Origin of the sequence: Spiroplasma apis B31 (genome assembly GCF_000500935.1) — a bacterium.
In the GTDB taxonomy this organism is placed as follows: Bacteria; Bacillota_I; Bacilli_A; order Mycoplasmatales; family Mycoplasmataceae; genus Spiroplasma_A; species Spiroplasma_A apis.
On record NC_022998.1, the window covers coordinates 825790 to 848509 of the forward strand.

Here is a 22720-nt window from a genome sequence, read left to right on the forward strand (position 1 = left end):
CCAAGTTTTTGTCAACCTACTATAAGTGTTATTTATATAAATCGATGATCTTCTGGTTTAAGTTTGTAGCGGAAGTGTTCTTCAATAATTTTGAAGGTGGTATATAAAATCCTAAATCATACTCGAAATAATCCAATAATATATTGTGTAAAACAATTAAATCATGTGGGTTATATTTCTTTTGTATGATTTCAATAAATGACAAACTATCAAAAGTTGTTATTAAATCTATGAAAGATATAGGTTGCTTAACTTCTTCGGGTCAAATACATTTATAACAAATTAAAGTTTTATTAGAATGTTCAAATCTAACAAAGCGATTATTAGTTTTTCTGCATCTACTACATTTTGAAATATGAAATTTATACCTGCTATTTTGAAGTAGAAAAAACAATAACATTAAGTAGTTTTTAAATGCATCTCTGTTTGACTCCATATTTTCCATACAAATTACTAATGCATCAAAAAATTTGTAGTTTTTTTGACCAAATTCGAATATTTGTTCTGTAACTTTCATAATTATTGAACAATAGACATAATTGGTGAAACTTTTTGTTATAGCATAATAATCTTTTATTAAGTATCCAGTTTTTAATTTACTATACTTATCGCTTCTCTTGGATTTGAATATTTCAAAATGACTATACGAGAAATTTTGAACAGAGTAGCTGTTTTTAGAGGTGCTTTTATTAACACCAGGAGCATATAAATTAAGTTTTCCATATTGTCTTGTAAAAACCGTCAAAATTTTATCAAATTCTTCATAATCTTCGTTACTTATTACAAAAGCATCTATTTTAATAGCACTCATTTGAAGTTTTTAATAGCTATCCTTATCATAACCAAGTTGTTTTAATAAGGAAGCAGATTGTTTTCATTTTTCCTTAGTTTTAACAAACAACTCTAAATAAAACTGCTTTGTAAAAAGTTCTTCTAATTTTTTTCTAGATTCAATACCAATGGACTTGATTTTGCATCCTTTGCTTCCAATAATAATTCCTTTTTGACTAGTGCGTTCACATATAATAGATGCAATGACTTTGATAATATTTTTATTTTCTTCAAACTTATCTATTAATATAGCAACACTATGTGGAATTTCTTGTTCAGTTTGGAGCAATATTTCTTCTCTTATTATTTCACGTATCATGAATCTTTCGGGTTGATCTGTATATTGGTCATCAGGGTAAAACTTAACACCATTTTCAGGTAAAACTTCTTTTATTTTTTCTAGTAAAACATCCAAATTGAAGTTCATAGTAGAAGAAACTTTTATAATTTGAGCAAAGTTAAAACCTTGGTTTTTTCAATCTTTGATTTTAATGTCCATACTTTTTTCATCAACTAAATCTGCTTTAGTTATAATCAAAAATACTGGTAGATCTCTTTCTTTAAGAGCGTTTAGTACAAATCTATCATTTTCTCCGATAAATTCATCCGAAGGTGCTAAAAACAATATTAGGTCTACACCTTTAGTAGTTTGCAAAGCTACTTTATTCATATATTTACCCAACTCATTGTGAGGTTTATGAACCCCTGGTGTATCAACGAATACATATTGGCAGTCCTCTTTTGTTAGAATTCCATTAATTCTATTTCTAGTAGTCTGTGCCTTATTTGTTACAATGGCTATTTTTTTAGATAATAAAGTATTAAGTAAAGTAGATTTTCCAACATTTGGTCTACCTATGATTGCTATGAATCCTGATTTAATATTGTCCACGTTTTTTTCTCCTTAGAAGCTAAATCGTTGTGGCAGCTTCTTTTAATGTATTATTTCTTTCTTCTAAAAATTCCTCAAATTCATCTTGACTTTCAAAACTATTAAGAACTATTGCTTTAATTTCTTCCCTATCTTTGATAGTTCATGTGTAACGAATCGATGCTTTAAAACTTAAAAACCAAGGTACAAAGATCGCAAGATATGCATAATAATATCTATAGCCACTAATGTAAGCTTTATTTTGTACCAAATATAAGCTATAAATAAATAAACATAATAAAAATGTTTGATTAACTCAATAAAAAATTAAACTTATTTTACTATAGGGTATTACATAGGCACCTAGAAAAACTACATACCCGAAAATTAATATAATATATTTCATTACAGTAAAATTAGTATCAATAAACACATCGCATAGTTCGAAAATTGAGGCCGTTAAGATAGCGAATCACCCTGCAATAATCATCCCTTTTCTAGATTTGATTTCTCCTGGGGTAACTCATGTTTTAAATACAAATTCGTTCTCTTTATCCTCTGTTTTTCTATATCTATCTACCCTAATTCATTCTCTATTAAGCATATTAACATCCTTAAATATAGAACACATAGGAATAAATGATCAAACTGCTATAAAAATGCAAAGCAATCATAACCATTGAGTTTTTAATACTTCCCAAATAAAAGAAATATTTTTAAATGAGTGAAGTAAACCTGTTCAATCTAATATAAATATAAAACTTCCATACAATAAAGCTTCTGAAATAAATAGTAGGTTAAAAAAGACGGTGTAAATGGTTGTACCAACACCCATAGTCATATTCAACATGACAATTAGAACAGTTGATAATATAAATATATGGTAAATTTGTATGTATATATAACTATTTAAGACTGATAATTGTTCTTTATATAGCCAAGACATAGCCTCATTACTTATAAGCGAATTATTATATTGCTTACCAACAACAAATCTTGCATATAAAAAGAATGCAATTCAAAGACATTGAAATATCATAGCTCAAGTAGCCTTACAACAACTACTTAATCTAGCTAAATAATCTCCTTCTGAGACCATATTTACATATTTTGATTTTAAAAATCTCTTTGTGAAAACTTCACCAAGTTTACCATCAATATTTTTACTCATATGTCCCATATTTTATCCTCCTACGTGATGAATATATTGATGAATATAAGTAAAAAACCAAAAACACCAGTGCCGATTGAACACCAAAATACAATCACATAATCCTTTCATACTTTTTCTTTTTTAGCTAAATTTATTCTTCGTACTTCATCATTAACAACAGTTTTTACTTTGAAAAACTCTAAAAATTTATTAATACCTGTACCAATAAAGGCTATAAAAAACATAACTCATATTGAAACAATCCCAGAAGATTTATCCATAGACTTCATATTAGTTAATCAATATCAAAGATCAAATAGAGATCCACCCATAATAATTCCGATAGTTACAATCCATATCAAAAAGTGAACTAACGACTTATTATTGATTGTTTTGTGTATGAACCTTTTTGCAAATAACTCATTGAAATATAATACTAATTCTCTTGAGTTATATTCCATTGCACCGCGGAATATAGTTTTTGCATAATCAACATCTCTGTATAATCTTTTTTTATCTACACCTGTTATTTTTAATAATTTTAAATCATATTTCAACTTTTCAAAAAGTTTTTCGCCATCAACTTTCGTGTGTAAACGACCATTTAGTATTTTACGATGTAACATCGAGAAATAAAATGGTGATAAAACTATTATAACAAGGCCAATAATTGACAAAATATCTGTTACTATTGTGTTTTCTTGAAACATTATAATTTCTCCTTGTTTACGAGTGACATATTATTCATTATATAAAAAAAACTAAGAAAATTCTTAGTTATTTTATTCTTATTTGATATTTAGTTATCTTAAAGTAATAATATTGATTATGTTAATTAACTTTCACCAAGAACATAATTTAATTTATTGAGCTCGTAGGTTGAAACTAATGTATTCAATAGTTGTCTAAATTCTATCAGGTTACTTCAATGTCTTTTTTCAATGCACAAACATTTTTTTCTGACAATTTCACATATATCGGATAAAGCCTTAACTTCGTCTTGACTAAATATCAATGGTGTTTTGAATTTTATCAATAAGCAAGCTTCGAAAAGAAGACAAAATAATTCTCTGGAATACTTACCAAATGTGTGATTCATTGTATTATCAATATAAAAATATAGTAATGTTTGAATTGTAGAAAAATAATTATCTCCACTACTTACTTTTTTAAATAGCTTAAATAAGTCCTTCAAAAATTTATAACCAGAGGGTTTAAGAATATTAAATCTATAAATCATTCTTTTTGTAGGATCAATGTTGGAGTAAACATTTCGCATATCATGAATCAATCTGACTTTTCTATACTTATAATCTAATTTGTTTTCAATCTCAAAAATAATTATTTTTTTCACAAGTGTTCAAGAATTTAATAAATTATAAATTTCTTCTTCAAACAAATCTTCTTTATCATCTTGTATGTCAGTATTATTAGAAATGAAGTCTTCGAATTCTTCTCACAAGAAAGTTCTACCCTCTAAATAGGACAAATTGCATAAAATATTATTGTCAATTTTATCTCAAGGTATATCATAAATATTCTTACTCATTAAGACCTCCACTAAAAATCAAAGTTTTCTTTATTAATTTCTAAATAATATTCTGACTTATTAATTCATAAATTAACATATTGTCTGAATATCGTATTTTCAATTCATCGATTTTGCGGTATAGTTGAGCAAATCTCCACTGTTTTAGTATGTTGATTATATATTTCATTAAAAAACTCGTCTTCATCTATAAAGACTAGCGGTGATACATCTTTAAATATCAACAGTCCTTCAATAAGTGAAAAAATAAATGGGTCTGTAAACTCACCTAATGGTTTTTTGATACATTGTTCGATAAAAAAGGTTGCCATATATTCCAAAGTAGATTCATGACTTTCTTCAATTGATAAATGTTTTAATACATCATTGATAGCCTGGATGAAATCTTTGCTTTCATCTGATTCACCTAAAAAATAATCTCTATAAGTTTTTTTTGGATCTAGTTTTGTATAAACGTCTAAAAGTTGACTAATTTCAATTGTTGATTCCACATTTTTACTTTCAATATTGTATTTAGTTTCCAGTATTAATTCTTTTAAAGATTCCCAAGACTTTGCCATATTAACAATTTCATCTTCAAATCCATGATCTTCATTTGGGTCTAAAAATTCTCTATTAATTATAAAATCGTTAATTTCTTGAAATGAGCAAGGTATTCCCAAAATCATAGCATAACCGCTAATTGCTCTTGCACCTATTTCATTTCAAACAATAGGTTTTTTAAAGAGATTTAAAGTTTTAGTCGCCATTTTTCCTCCGTTAAATTAAAACTACACTGAAGTGTAGTTTTAATTTAATTATTAATTTATTTTATAGGACTTTTAGTTAAAATGTTAACTTACAAGCTATTTTTTGAAAAAAAATAAGGCAGAAACGAGCTCAATGTAAATTCACCTAAAAAATTATCAGCATTATAAAGCCACATTTTTTGTTCTGGTTCAAGCAACTCCATCAATGTTTGTCTACAAGTACCGCAAGGTGAACCAAAACCCTTAGAATCAGTGTATAATGCTAAAAAATCCACATCATTTTTGTTATAACCCTGTGTAACTAGTTGTGAAATTGCTGTTCTTTCTGCACAAATAGATGGGTTATATGCAGCATTCTCAACATTAACCCCTTTTATTTTTTTGCCATTTTTTAAATAAATGATGCAAGAAACCCTAAAATTTGAGTATGGAGAATACGAAAAGACCCTTAGTTCCTTTAATTCTTCATATACTTTGTCGAATGTATAACTCATAACTTACCCCTTTTAATTGATCATACTTGATATTTTTTCAATTAACATCGGTAGATAAATCAAAAATCCTACAACAACCGAAATAAATGCATTTATTATACTAGCAGCGGCACATATATCTTTTATTTTTTTTGCTTGTATATTATATTCAAAGCTTAGTAAATCTACAAAATTTTCTATAGAAGTGTTAACAAATTCGAAACCAATTAAAACACCGATTGTGATCAAGATTATAGACCACTGAATGTAACTTAATTTTAATCAAATTCCAAATCCTATACAGAACAAAATAGCGAATAAGTACACAATTAAAGTGGATTCTTCTTTAAATGCAGTAGCAATCCCTCTTGCTGCATTTCCGAATTTGTTTTTAACTCTTATTCCAACTTTGGATTTTTTCTTAATTTTATTCGACATAATTAGCTCCTATGAAATTTATTATACTATTTTATATTTGACATTTATTTTATTTAATATTTTATCCGTAAGCGCAAACATAATTTCTTCATCTTTATCACTCAACTCGTGATCATAGCCTAAGATATGTAACAATCCATGAACAAATAATCAACACATTTCAGTTTTAATGTCATGATTGTATTGGTCAGCTTTTCTTTTGGCCTCTTGATAAGTTATAAAAATATCACCAATTTCCCTAAAATCTAATTGTTCATACAATCCATAATCATCATCAATCGGGAAAGAGATAACATCTCCAATATAATCTTTGTTACGATACTTCTTATTCAATTCAAGTGATTTTTCATCTTTTATATAATTAATAGACATACTTAAACTATTATTAATGTTAAGAACATCTTTTGTGATTCTCACTAACTGAGAAAATACAGATTCATAGTTCTTTAATTCTTCGCTATTATCATCATAAATAAAATTTAAATCGTCCATAAAGTCACCAAATAAATTATATCAATTAAAAGAAACTATTTAATAGGTATTTTAGCAAAGATATTTTTTCCTTGTATAACCAAATTTTACCATTCAGTTTTTTTATATTACTTACAACCTCTTCTTTTATTGTTAATAACCCATCTTTATACTTTAAAACTTCATTACCAAAGTTCTGGTAACCATTCATAAATTCCACTTTTACCGATTTAATATTTGAAATATTAATCTTCTCTGTTGTTAAAATATATGGTTCTTGGACTACTTCGCCTGTTTCTTTCATTGATTCTTTGATATAAATAGTAGCTAAAGAAACATCGCTTTTTTTGATAAAAGATAAAACTCCAATTAAACTTATTGTAACTACAATTGATAAATATAAATACATTAAAACCCTATTAGAGATATTACAACACCAAACTTTCTTCAAATAAATTCTGATAATCAAGATTATGATCTGTCATTATAATTAAACTATTTTTTTTAGACTCTATAAATTTTTCTAACAACACTCTTGCTGTTTTACGATCAACATTACTTAAAGGTTCATCTATCAAATAAACCTCTTTCTCCACAAAAAACAAACCTAAAAAATTAATCATTTGTCTTTGACCTTTACTCAAGTTGCTCCCATTATCAACTATTGTTTTGTGGATGTCAATATTATGAGATTCTAAAATTTCTAAAAAATTCATATCCTTGAAGTAGTCGATATTTATAAAATTCTGAAAACACTGTAGATTTTTTCAAACTGTATCATTAAATAAATAGTCATATTGTCCTATGTAACAAATTTTTGAGGTTAATTTTTCTTCATTTAAGAGAGAATGACTAACATTGTTATATGAAACCTTGCCCTCAAAATTTTGAATATTACCTGAAATTAATTTGAGTAAACTGGTCTTTCCTGATCCTGAATTACCTTTTATAAAAGTGTTTTTATTAAACTCAAAACTAACATTTTTAATCAAACAGGACTCATTTTTGAACTTGTAAATATTTTCACATTTGATTGAGATTATTTTACTATTTAAGCTCTCAGTTTTCTTGTCAACACTTGTATCAAAAATAAACTTAAGCTCACTAGAAGCGATTTTTATCTCTTGATAGTTGAATATTAATCCTGCTAGTGAATTAGTAAAACTATTTATATAAAGCGAAATAGAGATATAAAACAGAAGTTCATTAAACTTATACACATTATTTGTTATCATATACGCAGAAATATAAAAAATAACAAGAAAGAAAAACTTACTTAATAAGCTGGATGTCAGACTATTTAAACTCGTTTGATTATTAGACAACTTACTTATGTTATTAACTTCGCTGAAGTTATTTTCAATATTTCTTGAAAAATATGAAGACATTTTTTTAAATTTTATCTCGTTATATCCATCAATAATTTCTCTAAACATTGATCCAAAAATTATATTCTTTCTCTTAGCCTTAATACTAGTATCTCTGATGAAGTAAAAGAAAACAAAGGATAAAAATACCGATACCAAGTTTTCTAGTAAAATGATTGCTAATAATAAATTTGAAATCATAGAAAGCATTATTAGTGACATAAAGAAGAGAACAAACTGTATTGGGATAGTCAAAGTAGTTTGCACAATGAATGATGACATTACATTTATATATTTAAGTTTGTTTAGTCATTCTTCTTTCGAAACAGAACCAAAATCTTCTATGTTAATGCTTAATATTTTATCCTTATAAAAAATGAAAATTCGCTTATTCAAGTCGGATTGTATATAAAAAATTATTTTATTTACCACAAAACTAATAACTATTTGAAAGACAAACAAAAGGCTAAATGCCAAAAAAACTTTTTTAAGATCATCAAAATCCTCTAGACCTACATTTAAAGAGTAAATTTTTAAAAAATTATTTGATAATAATATCGAAAGATTTAAAAACAAAGATATAAATAGAATCATTAAAATCTCTTTCAAATAATAACCAAGTAACTTATATCATGATATTAATTTGTTACTCTTAAAAGTAATCCTCTTTAAAAGACTTGTTGTAGAAAAATAACCCTGATAAACAGATGCCAATTCTTCTTTTTTGACTCATAATATATCATTTTTATCTGGGTCAGCTACTAAAAAATGATTTTTTTTCTTTTTATATACAATTACATAATGTTCATCCTTATTGGCATTCAAAATATTTACAACTACTGGATTAGATATATCAAGCTGTGAGAACTCTTCGAATTCACAATAAAAAGACTTGAATTCAATTTTATAAACTTCTAGTAATTTTTCAATATTATGCAAGCTCATTTCACTATCTTCTAAAGTATTCTGGAAACGTAGTTCTTCAATAGAAAAGTTTTTTTTGTGATAATAGTTTATTAACATCGAACTAACAGCTAGACCACAATCTTTTGCACTTTTTTGTTTAACAAATTTAAGCTCCATAAATACCCCTTAGATATATCGTCACAAAAATAAATTTATTGCAAAAAAAAAAAAAAAAAGGTTTAAAACTTTATTGCAAACCTTATAAAATTTATGTCTTCGTATTTAAGTTTTACTTTTTTTGGTTTTCCTTTAATAAAAAAGGAGAAAGTATAATCTTTTGAAACTTTATCATAAGCATCTAAGTAAGCATTAAATTCATTAACTCCTTCAAAACTGATATTAGATTTGACAAAGAAATAGCTTCCGATATTATTTATTAGAACTTCTTCTTTTTTTACTTGGCGTTCAGCACCAGCACTTGATACTTCTAATATATAATTATCGGTTATGATATCCTCTTTATCTAATAAATTAGAAATTTCCTCATTTGCGCTTACAAGTAGGTCGAAATCTATGAACATCGATTTTTTATCGATGTTCTCAACTAAAACTTGTAAAACATTTGACTCAAAATCAAAAATTCAATTTAATTCATATAAATCAAATCCATATTTCTCCAAAATGATCTCTATATTTTTTTTATATTTTTCTTCAATAATTTTCAATGACATTTTTAAATTTCCTTACCAAAGTTATTTTATCTTAAAAACTAGAAACAAAAAAAGCCTTTTAAAAGACTTTTTAAAAATCGAATGCAAGTTGCTCATCATCTTTTAGATTATCTGTAATTTTCAACTTAGCAAAAATTTGTAATTGCGTTTGGGTTACTTGAGTTCGTTGTTTTAAGTCGTTGACACTTGTAATTTGTCTTATCTTTCTAGCGTTAACTATTGAATTAGCAACTGCTTCACCCAAAGAATCTATTACATTGAAAGGCGGATATAGTATTTTTTTTCCGGTTTCTTGGTTAATTACTGTTTTGAATCTCATACCATCAGAAATATTAAAATTGATATTTTCCATTGTTATACCCCTTGCATACATTTCAAGAAGTACTTCAAAAGTTGTAATAAGCCCTACTTCTTTTGCAGAGACAGGCATTTTATTAAATTGTCTTTGTTTAATGTCTTCTAACTTAGACTTAATTGCCTCAGGTCCTTTTATGGTTGTTTCTAAATCAAAAAAATCTGATCTTGTAGAAAATCAAGTTGCATAATACTCTTCTGGATAATAAATTTTGTATCAAGCAACTCTGTATGCCATCAAAACATAGGCAGTTGCATGCGCCTTAGGGAACATATACTTTATTTTCAAACAACTATTGATATATCAATCAGGAACACTATGTGCCTTCATCATATCAATTCATTCTTTGTTAAGCCCTTTGCCTTTACGAACACTTTCCATAATTTTAAAACTTGTAGATGCATCTAAATTCATTGACATCAAGTAAACCATTATGTCATCTCTACAACCAATTACAGTAGATATATTAGCTGTTCCATCTTTGATCAAAGATTGAGCATTACCAACATAGACATCAGTACCATGACTCAAACCAGAAATTTGGACTAAATCAGCAAATGTTTGTGGTTTAGTTTCCTTCAACATATTTCTAACGAATTGAGTACCAAATTCAGGTAATCCAATGGCCCCAGTTGATTCACCAAGTAATTCATCTGAATTTATATCTAAAGCTGACAAATTAGAGAATAATGAGTAAACTTTTTTATCATTTGTAGGTATAGTTATTGGATTTACACCCGTTAAATCATATAACATTCTTAAAGCGGTAGGGTCAACATGACCTAAAATATCCATTTTTAATAAGTTATCATGAATTGAGTGGAAATCAAAGTGTGTTGTTTTTCATTCACTCGTATCATCATCGGCTGGATAATTAACAGGTGTGAAATCTTCAATTTCGTATTCCTTAGGAAGAATAATTATTCCTCCGGGGTGTTGACCTGTTGTTCTTTTTACACCAGTACAAAGATTGGCTAATCTTTCAATTTCAACTTTCCTAATTTGAGATTGATTTTCAAATTTTTTTTCAAAATAACCCATTGTAAATCCATAAGCTGTTTTATCTGCCACTGTTGAAATTGTACCGGCTCTGAAAACATTATTTTCTCCGAACATTTCTTTGGTAAAGTTATGAGCAATCGGTTGATATTCACCTGAAAAGTTTAAATCAATATCTGGTACTTTATCACCATCAAAACCTAGGAATGTTTCAAAGGGAATATCATGACCATCACCTATCATTTCGTTGTTACATTCTGGACAAACTTTTTTTTCTAAATCATAACCACATTTCACTTCTGGTGGTGTGTTAAAGTCAGAATATTTACAATTCGGGCAACGATAATGTGCTTTTAAGGGGTTAACCTCTGTTATATTCGAGGTTGTTGCTACAAATGATGAACCAACAGAACCCCTACTTCCAACTAAATAACCATCTTCGTGACTTTTTTTAACTAGCAAGTGACTTATTCAATATACGACAGCAAAACCATGTTTTATGATTGACTCTAACTCTTTTTGTAAGCGTTTTTCCACAATTTCTGGTAACACTTCTCCATAAAGTGATCTCGCATTTTTATAACATTCATCCTCAAGCATTTTATCAACGTCATCGATATTCGGTGGAAAAGAACCAAACTTAATCGGGCATATACCAGAGTCAATAACTTCTGCAATAAGATTTGGATTAGTAATTACAAGTTCTCTCACAAGTTCTTCATCATCAAGTCATTCAAACTCTTTCAACATTTCAGAAGTAGTTCTTAAATGTTGATCAGGATTATCTTTTACTCTTTGTTTGAAATCATACAACGGATGATATACTCCACCTAGTCCTTTTGTATTGATATAAATATCACGAATAATTTTCTTATCAGGGTCAACGTAATGTGCATCACTCGTAGCTACAACTAATTTATTCAAATTCTTAGCTTCTGTAATTATAAGTTTTAAATAAAATTTCAAATCTTCTAGAGTTAAATCTCCTACTTGTATTAGTTTTTTATAGACACTCAAAGGTTGTATTTCAATATAATCCAATAAACTTATTGCTTCACGTAGCATTTTTTTAGTGCCTGTACGTGCATAATCAAAAACCATCCCATTAACACAACCATCACCAATTAGTATGTTATTTCGGTTTTTAAATTCTAAAATAGCACTTTTGAATATTTTTGGACTACCTAAGAAGTTTTTTGTATGAGATAACGAAATTATTTTATATAAATCTTTTAGTCCTTCTTGGTTTTTGGCAATGATATTTAAGTGATGACCTCTAACTCTTTTATGGTTTTCTTCTTCATAAGGATTATTTCTGAACAAGTCTCAATCACTATCAATGTCAATTGGTCTTATTTTTTTTGCATCACTTCACATATGTTCGTAAAGATTAGTTAGAACCTCAGCATCGTAATCTGCACGGTGGGCAATTTTTTCGTCATATAATATTCCATAAGCCTTAGCAACCGTTCCTAATCGATGGTTCTTTAACTTTGGTTTAAGACTACGTGCAAGTGTTAAAGTATCAATTACTGTGTTTTTTAATTCTCCATATCCAAACTTAATGGCCAAAACGTTTAAGAAATTAAAGTCAAAGTTCGCGTTGTGAGCAACTAAAATTCCATCTTTAATTATTTCCATTATGTTTCCTATTTCTGATTCGATTGTATTTTTATCTTCAAGCATTTCATTTGTGATATTAGTTAAATCTGTTGTGAACTTTGAAATAGGTTTTGATGGTTTAATTAAAATATCAAACTTTTTAGAAGTCCCATTTTTATAATCGTAAACATTGGCTCCAAATTCAATTATTTCGTCATATTCTGGTGATAAACCTGTTGTTTCTAAGTCAAATACCACAAATTTAGCTTCTCTTAGTTTAGTTTGCTTAGGATTTTTTACAAATCAGAAATCGTCATCCAACATAACGACTTCACTTCCATAAATTAATTTTAAATCTTGATCGCTTTGAATAGAATCATTTGCATTTTTTAACGCCCAATAGGCATCAGGAAATGATTGGACATTTAGGTGGTCTGTAATAGCAATGGCTTTTCAACCCCATCTTTTAGCAGTTTCAATATATTCTTTTACAAAACTAACACCATCCATTGCACTCATTTTGGTATGAGTATGAAGTTCCACCCTTTTATCAACTGCATTATCATTTCTTAAAACTGTTTTTGATTCAATTTTCTGAAATTTATCTATGTAAAAAATATAGTTTTTTTCATATTCTGAGTAAATGTATTTTCCGTTGAAAGCTACTCAATCATCTTTGTTTATTATTTGATCTTCATAACCCGCAAAAAAACTTTTGTTATCATCAGTACATTCATCAAAATAAGTTGGATTAGAGTCTGACTGAAAAAAGACACACAAAACTGATGATTTACCATCTGTTATTGGAAGGTGGTATATCTTTCTTCCGGTTTTAGAAACACGAGCACTTTTTGAAATTAATTGACCATGTATTGTGACATTTTGAGCATTTTCTTCTAAATCAGCAATACTCTCATAAGTTGGAGTTTCTAAAAGAACTTTAGTAGATTTATATTTAGGTTTTTTTGCAACAACAGTTGTATTTTGTCTTAAATGATTTTCATTATAAAACGAAGCATCTTCGTACATTTTCTTCACGTCATTCAATGCATTTGACTCTAAATCATTTTTAACAATAACAGATAAGTTGATATTTGTAAAACCGTACTTGATTAATTTATTTTTATAGTAATCAGAATGCATATCGAGAAGATTTTTTTCTAATTCATTTTCAGCATAAAAAATAACCGTTCTATTATCAACATTGTATTCTATTAGTTTTGGAGAAAGAGTTTTAATTGTACCCGTCTTGACTTCAGCTTTTTTATCTTTTATGTATTCTATATAATTTCAAATTAACTCTTTATTATAGTTTGTATTTTCAACTTGTAAGTTTAGTTTAGTTGGTAAAAATGTATTGTTAACTAACTCTGATTCTAATCTTTCAAGTAAAATAATCGGCAAGAAATCTTTAAGCTTAACAAATATGCGTAACATTTTTAAAGAATTTATGAATTCAGATTTTTTATATAAATGAGCATCCTTAAAATAAAGAGTTTCCTCTTCACTTAAAAAGATACTTAATTTATCGAAAAACTCCTTCAAACTTTTATCCATTTTTCCTCCAAATAGTTAAACAATAAAATCTTTTATAGTAACAGCGATTAATAATCCCAAAAATAAGACCCCACCAATGGTGTAAATAATAATTTTGTACTTTTGAGGAATTTCTCTTCTAATAATCATTTCTATGAAAAGTTCTACAACTTTGTAACCATCAAAAGGAGGGAAAAACATCAAATTCAAAATAAATAAATTAGCACTAATCATTGCAACATATAAGAAAAATTGATCTGCTGATTGCAACATTGTTGCCGTTTGTCCAGCTATTCCAATTGGTCCTGAAAGTTGAGAAAAATGTCCAGTAAATATCATACCTAGTGATTTGATAATCGATAATGATTGATCAAATGTTTCTTTTCAACCCGCAAGATAAGCTTCGTTTGATGATTTATAAAACCTATCAGGCGAAGCAATACCAACATTTTGTCCAGATTCATAATATAAATTGTCATTTATATCCGTACTTGACATTTCAGTAATTCTTCCATCTTTGTAACCATCTAAGGCTAAACCTGAGAATTTATCTACTTTTTTATATTGGAACATAATTTGTACATTTTTATGGTTTTCACTACGTTTCAAATTATCGATAAAATTATAGACCGTTTTTTTGTAATCGACTGCTTGTTGAGAACTTATCTCATTAATCTTATCGTCGCATTTAGTTGTTTCATCACAAATATTATCAAAAATAAATTCATTTGTATCAAAGTCCTTTAAAGTTCAACCTCAAATAACATATTGTTGATTGATATCGACTTTATCTGTTTTGAGAAGCTTTTTTTCTTCTTTTTCAATCAGTTTATATGCGATTTTATTTTGGTCATATTTAGCTCCGAAGTAAGACATATCATTCTTTTTAACTTGGGTGCTGGCAAATATTATTGTAAATAAAAGTAATGCAATAAATAAATTCATTAGTGGACCTGCAATAATGAAAAAAAATCTTTTTCATCTAGCAATATAATCCATCTGTCTTTCCTTGGGTACAACCACATCTTCGCGGTCTTTTGGTGGATCAACTTTATCTGATGCAATTGAACAATAACCACCTAATGGGAATGCTCTGATTGATATTCAAGTTTCTTTTCCCTTAAAAACAAATATTCTTGGTCCAAATCCAATCGAGAATTCATATACATATGCCTTAGATAATCTGGCAACAATAAAGTGTCCGAACTCATGTATTGTTATTAAAGCTAGTAATGCAAAGATTCCAACAAAAAATCCAAGCACGATCATTAGACTACTCATTTAATTTACCTCATTAATTAATTGTATTGTTTTTTTTCGTATTTTTGAATCAAAATTCGAAATATCTTCGTATGTATTCAATATTATATTCTCCGTATTCTCAAATACTTGTAAAACAATTTCTGTAATTTGATTAAATTTTAACTTATTGTTTAAAAAATAATCAACACATATCTCATTTGCTGCATTCATCGCAATAGCTTTTGAGTTTTCCTTACCAAGAATTGATAGTGCCATTTTAATTGGTGGAAATCTTTTTTGATCTATCTCACTAAAATTTAAACTTAAGTTTTTTTGAAAACTTAAGTTTTTTTGTCCTTCAAAATTAGTTCTCAGTGGATATTCAAGAAAATAATTGATTACTTGCTTCATATCTGGCACCGACATTTGTGATATTATCGAACCATCAGCATAACCTACCATAGAATGTACAATCGATTCAGGATGTACTAACGTACAAATATTTTTGATTTTGAACAAATGGAATGCTTCAAGAATTTCAAATGCTTTATTAAACATAGTAGCGCTATCAATAGTGATTTTAGCTCCCATGTTTCAATTTGGATGATTCAAAGCTCTTTCTAAAGTAACATTTTTAGTTTCCTCAAGCGAAATGCTTCTAAACGGACCACCAGAAGCTGTTAAATAAAGGATTTCTGGTTTATTTTTACTATCGAGACATTGAAAAATAGCACAATGTTCTGAATCTAGGGGATAAATTTTAGCCTTTTCATGATTAACTAATAAATTCGAGATTAAATCACCCGCAACCACAAAAGATTCCTTGTTAGCATTTAGAATAATTGAGTTTTTCTTAATTGCTTCTAGGGTTACTTTAAGACCAAAAAAACCTGATAAAGCATTAACAACAATATCATGTTTTAAAGTCAATAGTTTACAAATATCATCATTTATAAATTTAACATTCGGAAACTCTTGTTGTCATTTTTCTGGATCTTGTGAAACGTAAATCATTTGAATATTTGGAAAAGTAGCTATCATTTCTTTCAAATTCTTTGTATTGTTACCAACACTCAAACCAACTATTTCAAACTCGGTTTTTTTAAATGTTAAAACATCTATTGTTTGTTGACCGACATTACCCGAAGCACCAAATAAAATTAATTTTTTCATCTATACGAAAACTATTATCAAAAATAGAACAGCAAATGATAAAATGACCGAGTCCATTCTATCTAAGAATCCACCATGTCCTGGGATGATTTTTGAAAAATCCTTAATATTTGCGCTACGTTTCACTCATGAAAATAGTAAGTCACCAAACAAACCAATTATCGGAAATAATAAGCTAAAAATCACATAAAATGCTATAACAGTGTAGTTATTACCAGATCTTGATTGTAATTCAGAAATAGCTGAATTAAATGGTTTAAAATCTGGTAATAAATATAAAAAAATTACAGAATAAATTATCCCAAATACTGTTGCACTAGATAAACCTATTAATGCACCTTCTCAAGTTTTTTTTGGACTTATTTTAGGAGCTAAAGGTGTTTTACCTAAATTAACTCCACCAATATATGCAAAAGTGTCAGCAAATATGATCATTAACCATATTCAAACCGCTGTATTAAATGAATATTCAGGAGTTGTGTTGTAAGGTCTTTGTAAATCTAAAGAAGTGATTGTAAAAGCCTTTATCCCAAATGTTATCAGTAAACAAATTACAAAATTTATTCCTGTATTTTTAAACCCTATAGACTTATCTAGTAATCCTAAAATGATGTAGAAAAGAAAAATCATCGGGAAAAGTAAGGTAAATTGTCAGGTTGCAAATCAGTTGTCCATATTTAATAATCGATAAAATGAGAAATTATATAAGTCTTTTGACACAGGGAAAAAATATAAAATCACATTTAAACTTATTAATATTAGTTGTTGATATCACTTTTTAAAACCTAATGCCCTATTTATTTCAAAAATACTGATCGATAGTACTGCAATATTCATTAATATTGAAAAATAAGAAGCAATTTCAATATTTTTTGAGTTCGGTAGATAAGAATATAAGGCACCAGTTAAAACATATAAACTTAATAGTATTAACAAAATAATAGCAGACAAAGTTCTAACTTTTAAAACACTCATACCTGTTGTTGTTTTAAAACTAACATCTAGGTTTTTTTCTTCGAAATTATTGTTGTCTTGCATTTTATTTTTCATAACTACTCCTTAATTGTTCCAAATCTTCTATCTCTTTTATAATAATCCTCTATCGCCTTTTCAAAATGTATTTCATCAAATTCTGGTCAGAAAGTGGTTGTGAAATACAATTCTGCGTATGCTGCTTGTAGTAGCATAAAATTACTCAAACGTTTTTCGCCACCAGTTCTAATCAAAAAATCAATATTTGGTGAATCTTTCGTATAAAAGTACTTACTAATGTCATTATATTGTAGATTATCAACATTAACATTGTTTTTTTTGATTTCTTGACACAAAGCCTTCAAACTGTTTTCTAATTCTTCACTAGTTCCATAATCAATGGCAATATTAACAACTATTTCATTTAAGTTTGCTGTCTTTTTTTCAATATTTTCAAGATATTTACGAGTTGCATTAGGAACTTTTGTTCTTCTTCCAACCCAAACTATTTTGATTCCCTCATCGATAAATTTTTGTTGTTTTTCTTTGCTAAATATTTCTCCTGGAAACTTCATTAAATACTTAACCTCAATATTTGGTCTGTTTCAGTTTTCAGTGGAAAAACAAAATAAACTTAAAAACTTAATATTATGTTTTTTTGCAATCATAATAGTTGAAAATATTTTTTCTATACCAACTTTATGTCCGTATGTTCGATTTTTATTTTGTAACTTTGCCCAACGACCATTGCCATCCAATATAATTGCTACATGATTCAATTCTTTCATAGAAATTACTTATTTTTTGTAATTTGCAATGATCTTAGTGGTGTTGTTAAATATTCATATCCTGATTCTGTTACTAAAATATCATCTTCAATTCTAACTCCACCAAGACCAGGGATGTAAATTCCTGGTTCAACTGTGACACACATTCCAGGTACTAATGGTTTATCACCTGTAACAGAGTTATAAGGTTCTTCGTGAATTTCTATACCCAAACCGTGACCTGTTCCATGAGTGAAATATTGTCCATAACCCTTTTCTTCGATGTAATCGAAACAAATTTTATGAATTTCTTTACCCAAAACACCTGGTTTTATTGCATCGATACCTGCTTGTTGAGATTCATAAACTATTTGATAAATCTCTTTCATTTTAACATTTTGATCATTATAGATTGCAAATGTTCTTGTCTGGTCTGAACAATAACCATTATAGTAGCAACCCATGTCTAAGGTTACAAAGTCCCCTTCTTCGATCACTTTATCTGTTGGTACAGCGTGTGGCTTGCTACCATTAACTCCAGAAGCAACAATCGTATCAAAACTTAGTTTTTGTGCTCCGTTTTTCAAAAATGAGTCACTAACAAATCTAGCTAATTGTAATTCAGTAATACCAGGTTTAACATAATCCAAAACTTCTAAAAATACTTGATGTGTTATCTCACAAGCTTTTTTAATTTGTTCGATCTCTCAACTATCCTTAACCATTCTAACCGCTTCAAAGTTATATTCAGCTAACTCAGCATCTAATGATTTAGCAAACCTTTTGGCTTCGTTGACAAATACTCAATCTGACTCAAATATTATTTTTTTGATATTATTCTCTTTGATTATATTGTTCATCAATTGAAAAGGATTTCCAAAACCAACAATCTCATCAATATTCAATAATAAGTTGCTTTCCTTAGCAGCAGTAATATATCTTCCATCAACAAATAGATAGCTTTTATTTTTTGTAAATAAAATATACCCTAACGAAGATGGGAATCTTGAGAATCAGTATCTATTTTGGGGAGAGTACAATAAAATAGCCTCCGCATTGTTTTCTTCTAATATTTTTAATAAAAGCTCTTTTTTCATAATATATTCCTCTCATTTAGCTTAAAAAAAAGAGACACAAAAAGCATCCCTATTTTTTTTGTTTATGTACTTGATGTGCATTACATTTAAAGCAATGTTTTTTTACTTCGATTTTTTCTTTTCTTTTGTCATTCTTAGCAATATAATTTTCTTCTTTGCAGATTGAACAACGTAAGATAACTCCTTCGCGCATAGTAATAGCCTCCTTGGTTATTTAAGATATAAGCAAGTTAATGATATCAAAAAAAACTATAAAATATAACATTTTTCTTACTTTTTTTAGATATATTCTTGAAAAAAGATTTTCTTTTTTTCATTTTAAATTATTTTATAGTTTTAAAAAACCTTTTAATGTTCTTATAGACAAACTTATAAGGTGTATTATTAACACATATATAATGTATTTTATATATAGGGAGGATAAAAAAATATGAAAAAACTATTAAGCTTATTAGGAGCTATGGGAATGTTGGCATCAACTGGTGCGACAGTTGTTTCTTGTGGAAAAAAAGACACAGAAGAAAAAAAGCCAGAAGAAGAAAATAAACCAGAAGAAGAAAATAAACCAGAAGAAGAAAATAAACCAGAAGAAGAAAATAAACCAGAAGAAGAAAATAAACCAGAAGAAGAAAATAACATAGTAAAATCTGTAACAATTAGTAAGAAAACTATAGATAAAAAAGCAGGGACATCAACTGTAAAAGTAGAATTAAATAAAAATCTGTCATCATCTGATAAACTTACATTAATAAGTGATAAAGGTGACCTCTCAATATTAAAAATAGCTGATGGTGTACCCAATAGTAAAAATAGTCAGATATATGAGTTTAAAATAAATATCAAAAATGATTTACCCAAAGAAAAAACTACAGAAACATTAACTGCGTACTTTAATGGAAAATCTACTGATAAAAGTGTTGAGTTGTCAATATCTACAAGAAGTGGATTTGATCTGAGTGTTATAGGCCAATTTATCAATGGAGAAGGTACTGTAGGAGGATTTAACAAGTTCGGTAATAAAGGTTTTTTATCAATCACATCTGGAAATATGTCTAACCAAAATGCTATTTTAGAAGCAATAAAATTATATGTAAAAAATGTTTTAAACATACCAATAGTTAAGTTAATTTTTAAATTAGATGCTGAAAAAGTTATTAATATGTTGAATATCGAATATTTAGATGAGTCAAAAAATATAATAACCAACAATGAAAAAGTTGCATTTATAAAAATTTCGATAAAAGAAGGTCATGCCGATGATATAGATGATTATCACGCCTTTGGTACTGCCGAAGTAAAACTCGCAGAACAGAAAAAAATATCAGAGCTTATTACAACTTCTGATTTAGGAGAAATGACATTCAAGAATCTTGATGACCAGACAGAATTAAAGACAGCTCTACAAGAAAAATTATTAGCTGAAAATGATAGTGAACCACTAGGTACAGCCTTTAAAACTAAGGATATTGAATTTGACAAAGTTGTAATTGACAAAGAAAAAAAGACTGGGTCAACTAAATTTAAGTTTTTGTTTAATAGTTCAATTCAAAACGATGCAGAGATAGATATCAAATTTACAATTGCATAAGTTCAACATCATTTATATATTAAAAATAAATTAAAGTTTTCAAACAAACACTAGTTCTAGCTAGTGTTTTTATTTCCTAAATCATTATATTAATTTTATAAATGGTTATATTATTTCTTTTATGATCACAACACTTATAGGAATAACATTCACAAAAGTCATCATATATAAAAGCTTATTCACTATTTTAAAAGTAATTGAACAAAAGCAAAAACTTTGATTATTGATTAATTATTTTAAATTGATAAAACTAGATAAAAATTGATTGTAATTTTGTACTTTTTATTATTTACTCACGAATAAATGAATTGATATAAATGATTTAATTCATATTTCACATATAATAGAAACTTAAAAGCTTTTTTATTTTTTTAATTATTTATCTTTTATCTAAGAAACATTTGTTATTTATAATTTTAAAAGAAATTTAATGATTTAAAAAAACTTTTATTTCAACCTTTGTTAAATCTTAATAGTGTAATATTAGTTTATATATAATAAATTTATTATATAAGGAGGAGAAAAATGAAAAAATTATTAAGCTTATTAGGAGCATTAGGAATGGTTGCATCAACTGGTGCAACAGTTGTTGCATGTGGAAAAACAACCACTGAAACAAGAGAAAGCAATGCTACAATCATGTCTGTAACAACAGACAATGATACTATTAGTAAAAAATCAGGAGAATCTATTGTAAGTGTTAAATTAAAAGAAGCGTTATCATCTTCTGATAAACTAACAATTACAAGTGACAAAGGTAATGAATCAATTTTAAAAATTGCCGATGGTGTAAAGAACAATAAGAACAATAAAATCTATGAATTCAAAATCACTTTAAAAGACGACTTACCGCAAAAAGAAACTACAGAAAAATTGATTGTTAATTTGAATGGAAAAGCAACAAATAAAAGTACTGAAATATCAATTTCACCAAGAAGTGAATTCGATCTAAGTCTTATTGGGGATTTCATTAATGGAAGTGGGTTAGTTGGAGGATTCAATCCATTCGGAAATAAAGGATTTCTTTCAATAGATTCTGGAAACATGTCTAACAAGATTTTTATTGAAGGAGCAGTTAAGAATTACGTGAAAAATGTTTTAGAATTAGAAATTGTTCAAGGATTTATAAAATTGGATGCACAAACAGTTTTAAATATGGTACAAATAACTCATTTAGATAATTCAGGAAAAGAAGTTACTGGAAATAATGCTGTAGCATCAATTAAAATTACAGTTAAAGATGGTCATGCTAATGATATTGAGGATTATCATGTTGTAGGAGAAGCGAAAGTAAAACTTGCTGAAAAGAAAAAAATATCAGAAATAATAAAGGATTTTAATTTAGGAAATATAACATTAACTGACGAAAATAAATTAAAAGATGAAGTTTTAAATGCATTATTGTTCAAATATAATGATGATAATTTAAAAAATGCTTTTAAAAGTCAAGATGTTGAGCTAGACCAAGTTAAATATGATAAAAACACTAAATCTGGATCAGTTAAACTTAAATATAAATTTAATAGTTCAATCCAAAATGATAAAGATACAGAAATTACATTCAAAGTTAATTAAAAACGTTTAATCTTACCAAAGTAAGTTAAAAAGTATAAGTTTTAGAAACATACGCTAGCATAAGCTAGCGTTTTTTAATTGTTATTATATTAATTAACACTGCTCTAGATTTTGTTTAAAAAAAGATATGAGATATAGCAGTTATGTAAATTTATATGAATAATTATCATGTTATAAAATTCGATTGTTTTTGATTACGAAATGAGTAATATCTCTTAATAGTGTGGAGTTTCTTTATTCGTTATTTTTTTAATATTATTTATAATAAAATTTAT

At 27.5% G+C, this 22720-nt stretch carries 21 protein-coding genes; 2 read left to right on the top strand and 19 right to left on the bottom strand.

What is annotated here, in order from left to right; genetic code table 4:
* Nucleotides 1-28: 28 nt before the first annotated feature.
* The 19 genes from recO to rpmG form a co-directional block, all read right to left on the bottom strand.
* Nucleotides 29-811, bottom strand: coding sequence for a DNA repair protein RecO (recO, locus tag SAPIS_RS03555; protein WP_023789728.1), 783 nt, complete (start codon nucleotides 809-811; stop codon nucleotides 29-31).
* Nucleotides 812-820: 9 nt separating this feature from the next.
* Nucleotides 821-1723, bottom strand: coding sequence for a GTPase Era (gene era / locus SAPIS_RS03560; RefSeq protein WP_023789730.1), 903 nt, complete (start codon nucleotides 1721-1723; stop codon nucleotides 821-823).
* 19 nt (nucleotides 1724-1742) lie between these two features.
* Entirely contained in the window at nucleotides 1743-2882 is a 1140-nt protein-coding gene (locus SAPIS_RS03565; RefSeq protein ID WP_023789732.1) for a hypothetical protein, read from the bottom strand.
* An 11-nt stretch (nucleotides 2883-2893) separates the two neighbouring features.
* Complete coding sequence (locus SAPIS_RS03570; RefSeq protein WP_023789734.1) at nucleotides 2894-3565, bottom strand: hypothetical protein; 672 nt, start codon at nucleotides 3563-3565, stop codon at nucleotides 2894-2896.
* A gap of 125 nt (nucleotides 3566-3690) precedes the next feature.
* Nucleotides 3691-4404, bottom strand: a complete 714-nt coding sequence (locus SAPIS_RS03575; RefSeq protein ID WP_023789736.1) for a hypothetical protein — start codon at nucleotides 4402-4404, stop codon at nucleotides 3691-3693.
* Between the two features lie 11 nt (nucleotides 4405-4415).
* Nucleotides 4416-5153: a hypothetical protein gene (locus tag SAPIS_RS03580; RefSeq protein ID WP_023789738.1), complete on the bottom strand. Its 738-nt coding sequence runs from the start codon at nucleotides 5151-5153 to the stop codon at nucleotides 4416-4418.
* Between the two features lie 89 nt (nucleotides 5154-5242).
* Nucleotides 5243-5647, bottom strand: a complete 405-nt coding sequence (gene cdd, locus SAPIS_RS03585) for a cytidine deaminase (protein ID WP_023789740.1) — start codon at nucleotides 5645-5647, stop codon at nucleotides 5243-5245.
* Nucleotides 5648-5659: 12 nt separating this feature from the next.
* Nucleotides 5660-6064 (bottom strand): diacylglycerol kinase family protein, encoded by a 405-nt coding sequence (locus tag SAPIS_RS03590; RefSeq protein ID WP_023789742.1) that lies wholly within the window; start codon nucleotides 6062-6064, stop codon nucleotides 5660-5662.
* 21 nt (nucleotides 6065-6085) lie between these two features.
* Nucleotides 6086-6556, bottom strand: a complete 471-nt coding sequence (gene ybeY / locus SAPIS_RS03595) for an rRNA maturation RNase YbeY (protein ID WP_023789744.1) — start codon at nucleotides 6554-6556, stop codon at nucleotides 6086-6088.
* Between the two features lie 25 nt (nucleotides 6557-6581).
* Nucleotides 6582-6944 carry a hypothetical protein gene (locus SAPIS_RS03600; RefSeq protein WP_023789746.1) on the bottom strand — a complete coding sequence of 121 codons (363 nt, stop codon included), beginning with the start codon at nucleotides 6942-6944 and terminating at the stop codon, nucleotides 6582-6584.
* Nucleotides 6945-6963: 19 nt separating this feature from the next.
* Entirely contained in the window at nucleotides 6964-8985 is a 2022-nt protein-coding gene (locus SAPIS_RS03605) for a cysteine peptidase family C39 domain-containing protein (protein ID WP_023789748.1), read from the bottom strand.
* Between the two features lie 62 nt (nucleotides 8986-9047).
* Nucleotides 9048-9539, bottom strand: a complete 492-nt coding sequence (locus tag SAPIS_RS03610) for an LSm family protein (RefSeq protein ID WP_023789750.1) — start codon at nucleotides 9537-9539, stop codon at nucleotides 9048-9050.
* A gap of 70 nt (nucleotides 9540-9609) precedes the next feature.
* Nucleotides 9610-14052 (bottom strand): PolC-type DNA polymerase III, encoded by a 4443-nt coding sequence (locus SAPIS_RS03615; RefSeq protein WP_023789752.1) that lies wholly within the window; start codon nucleotides 14050-14052, stop codon nucleotides 9610-9612.
* A 15-nt stretch (nucleotides 14053-14067) separates the two neighbouring features.
* Entirely contained in the window at nucleotides 14068-15312 is a 1245-nt protein-coding gene (gene rseP / locus SAPIS_RS03620; RefSeq protein WP_023789754.1) for an RIP metalloprotease RseP, read from the bottom strand.
* Complete coding sequence (gene dxr, locus SAPIS_RS03625; protein ID WP_023789756.1) at nucleotides 15313-16446, bottom strand: 1-deoxy-D-xylulose-5-phosphate reductoisomerase; 1134 nt, start codon at nucleotides 16444-16446, stop codon at nucleotides 15313-15315. It abuts the gene before it with no gap.
* Nucleotides 16447-17496 carry a phosphatidate cytidylyltransferase gene (locus SAPIS_RS05510; protein ID WP_023789758.1) on the bottom strand — a complete coding sequence of 350 codons (1050 nt, stop codon included), beginning with the start codon at nucleotides 17494-17496 and terminating at the stop codon, nucleotides 16447-16449.
* A gap of 2 nt (nucleotides 17497-17498) precedes the next feature.
* On the bottom strand, nucleotides 17499-18206 hold the full coding sequence (gene uppS / locus SAPIS_RS03635) for a polyprenyl diphosphate synthase (RefSeq protein WP_023789760.1): 708 nt from the start codon (nucleotides 18204-18206) through the stop codon (nucleotides 17499-17501).
* A gap of 5 nt (nucleotides 18207-18211) precedes the next feature.
* Nucleotides 18212-19282 carry an aminopeptidase P family protein gene (locus tag SAPIS_RS03640; protein ID WP_023789762.1) on the bottom strand — a complete coding sequence of 357 codons (1071 nt, stop codon included), beginning with the start codon at nucleotides 19280-19282 and terminating at the stop codon, nucleotides 18212-18214.
* Between the two features lie 49 nt (nucleotides 19283-19331).
* Complete coding sequence (gene rpmG / locus SAPIS_RS03645; protein WP_023789764.1) at nucleotides 19332-19475, bottom strand: 50S ribosomal protein L33; 144 nt, start codon at nucleotides 19473-19475, stop codon at nucleotides 19332-19334.
* 237 nt (nucleotides 19476-19712) lie between these two features.
* Between rpmG and SAPIS_RS05370 the strand changes: the two genes are divergently transcribed.
* Both SAPIS_RS05370 and SAPIS_RS03655 read left to right on the top strand, forming a co-directional pair.
* Entirely contained in the window at nucleotides 19713-20870 is a 1158-nt protein-coding gene (locus tag SAPIS_RS05370; protein WP_023789766.1) for a lipoprotein, read from the top strand.
* A gap of 525 nt (nucleotides 20871-21395) precedes the next feature.
* Nucleotides 21396-22445, top strand: a complete 1050-nt coding sequence (locus tag SAPIS_RS03655; RefSeq protein ID WP_023789768.1) for a lipoprotein — start codon at nucleotides 21396-21398, stop codon at nucleotides 22443-22445.
* Nucleotides 22446-22720 lie beyond the last annotated feature (275 nt).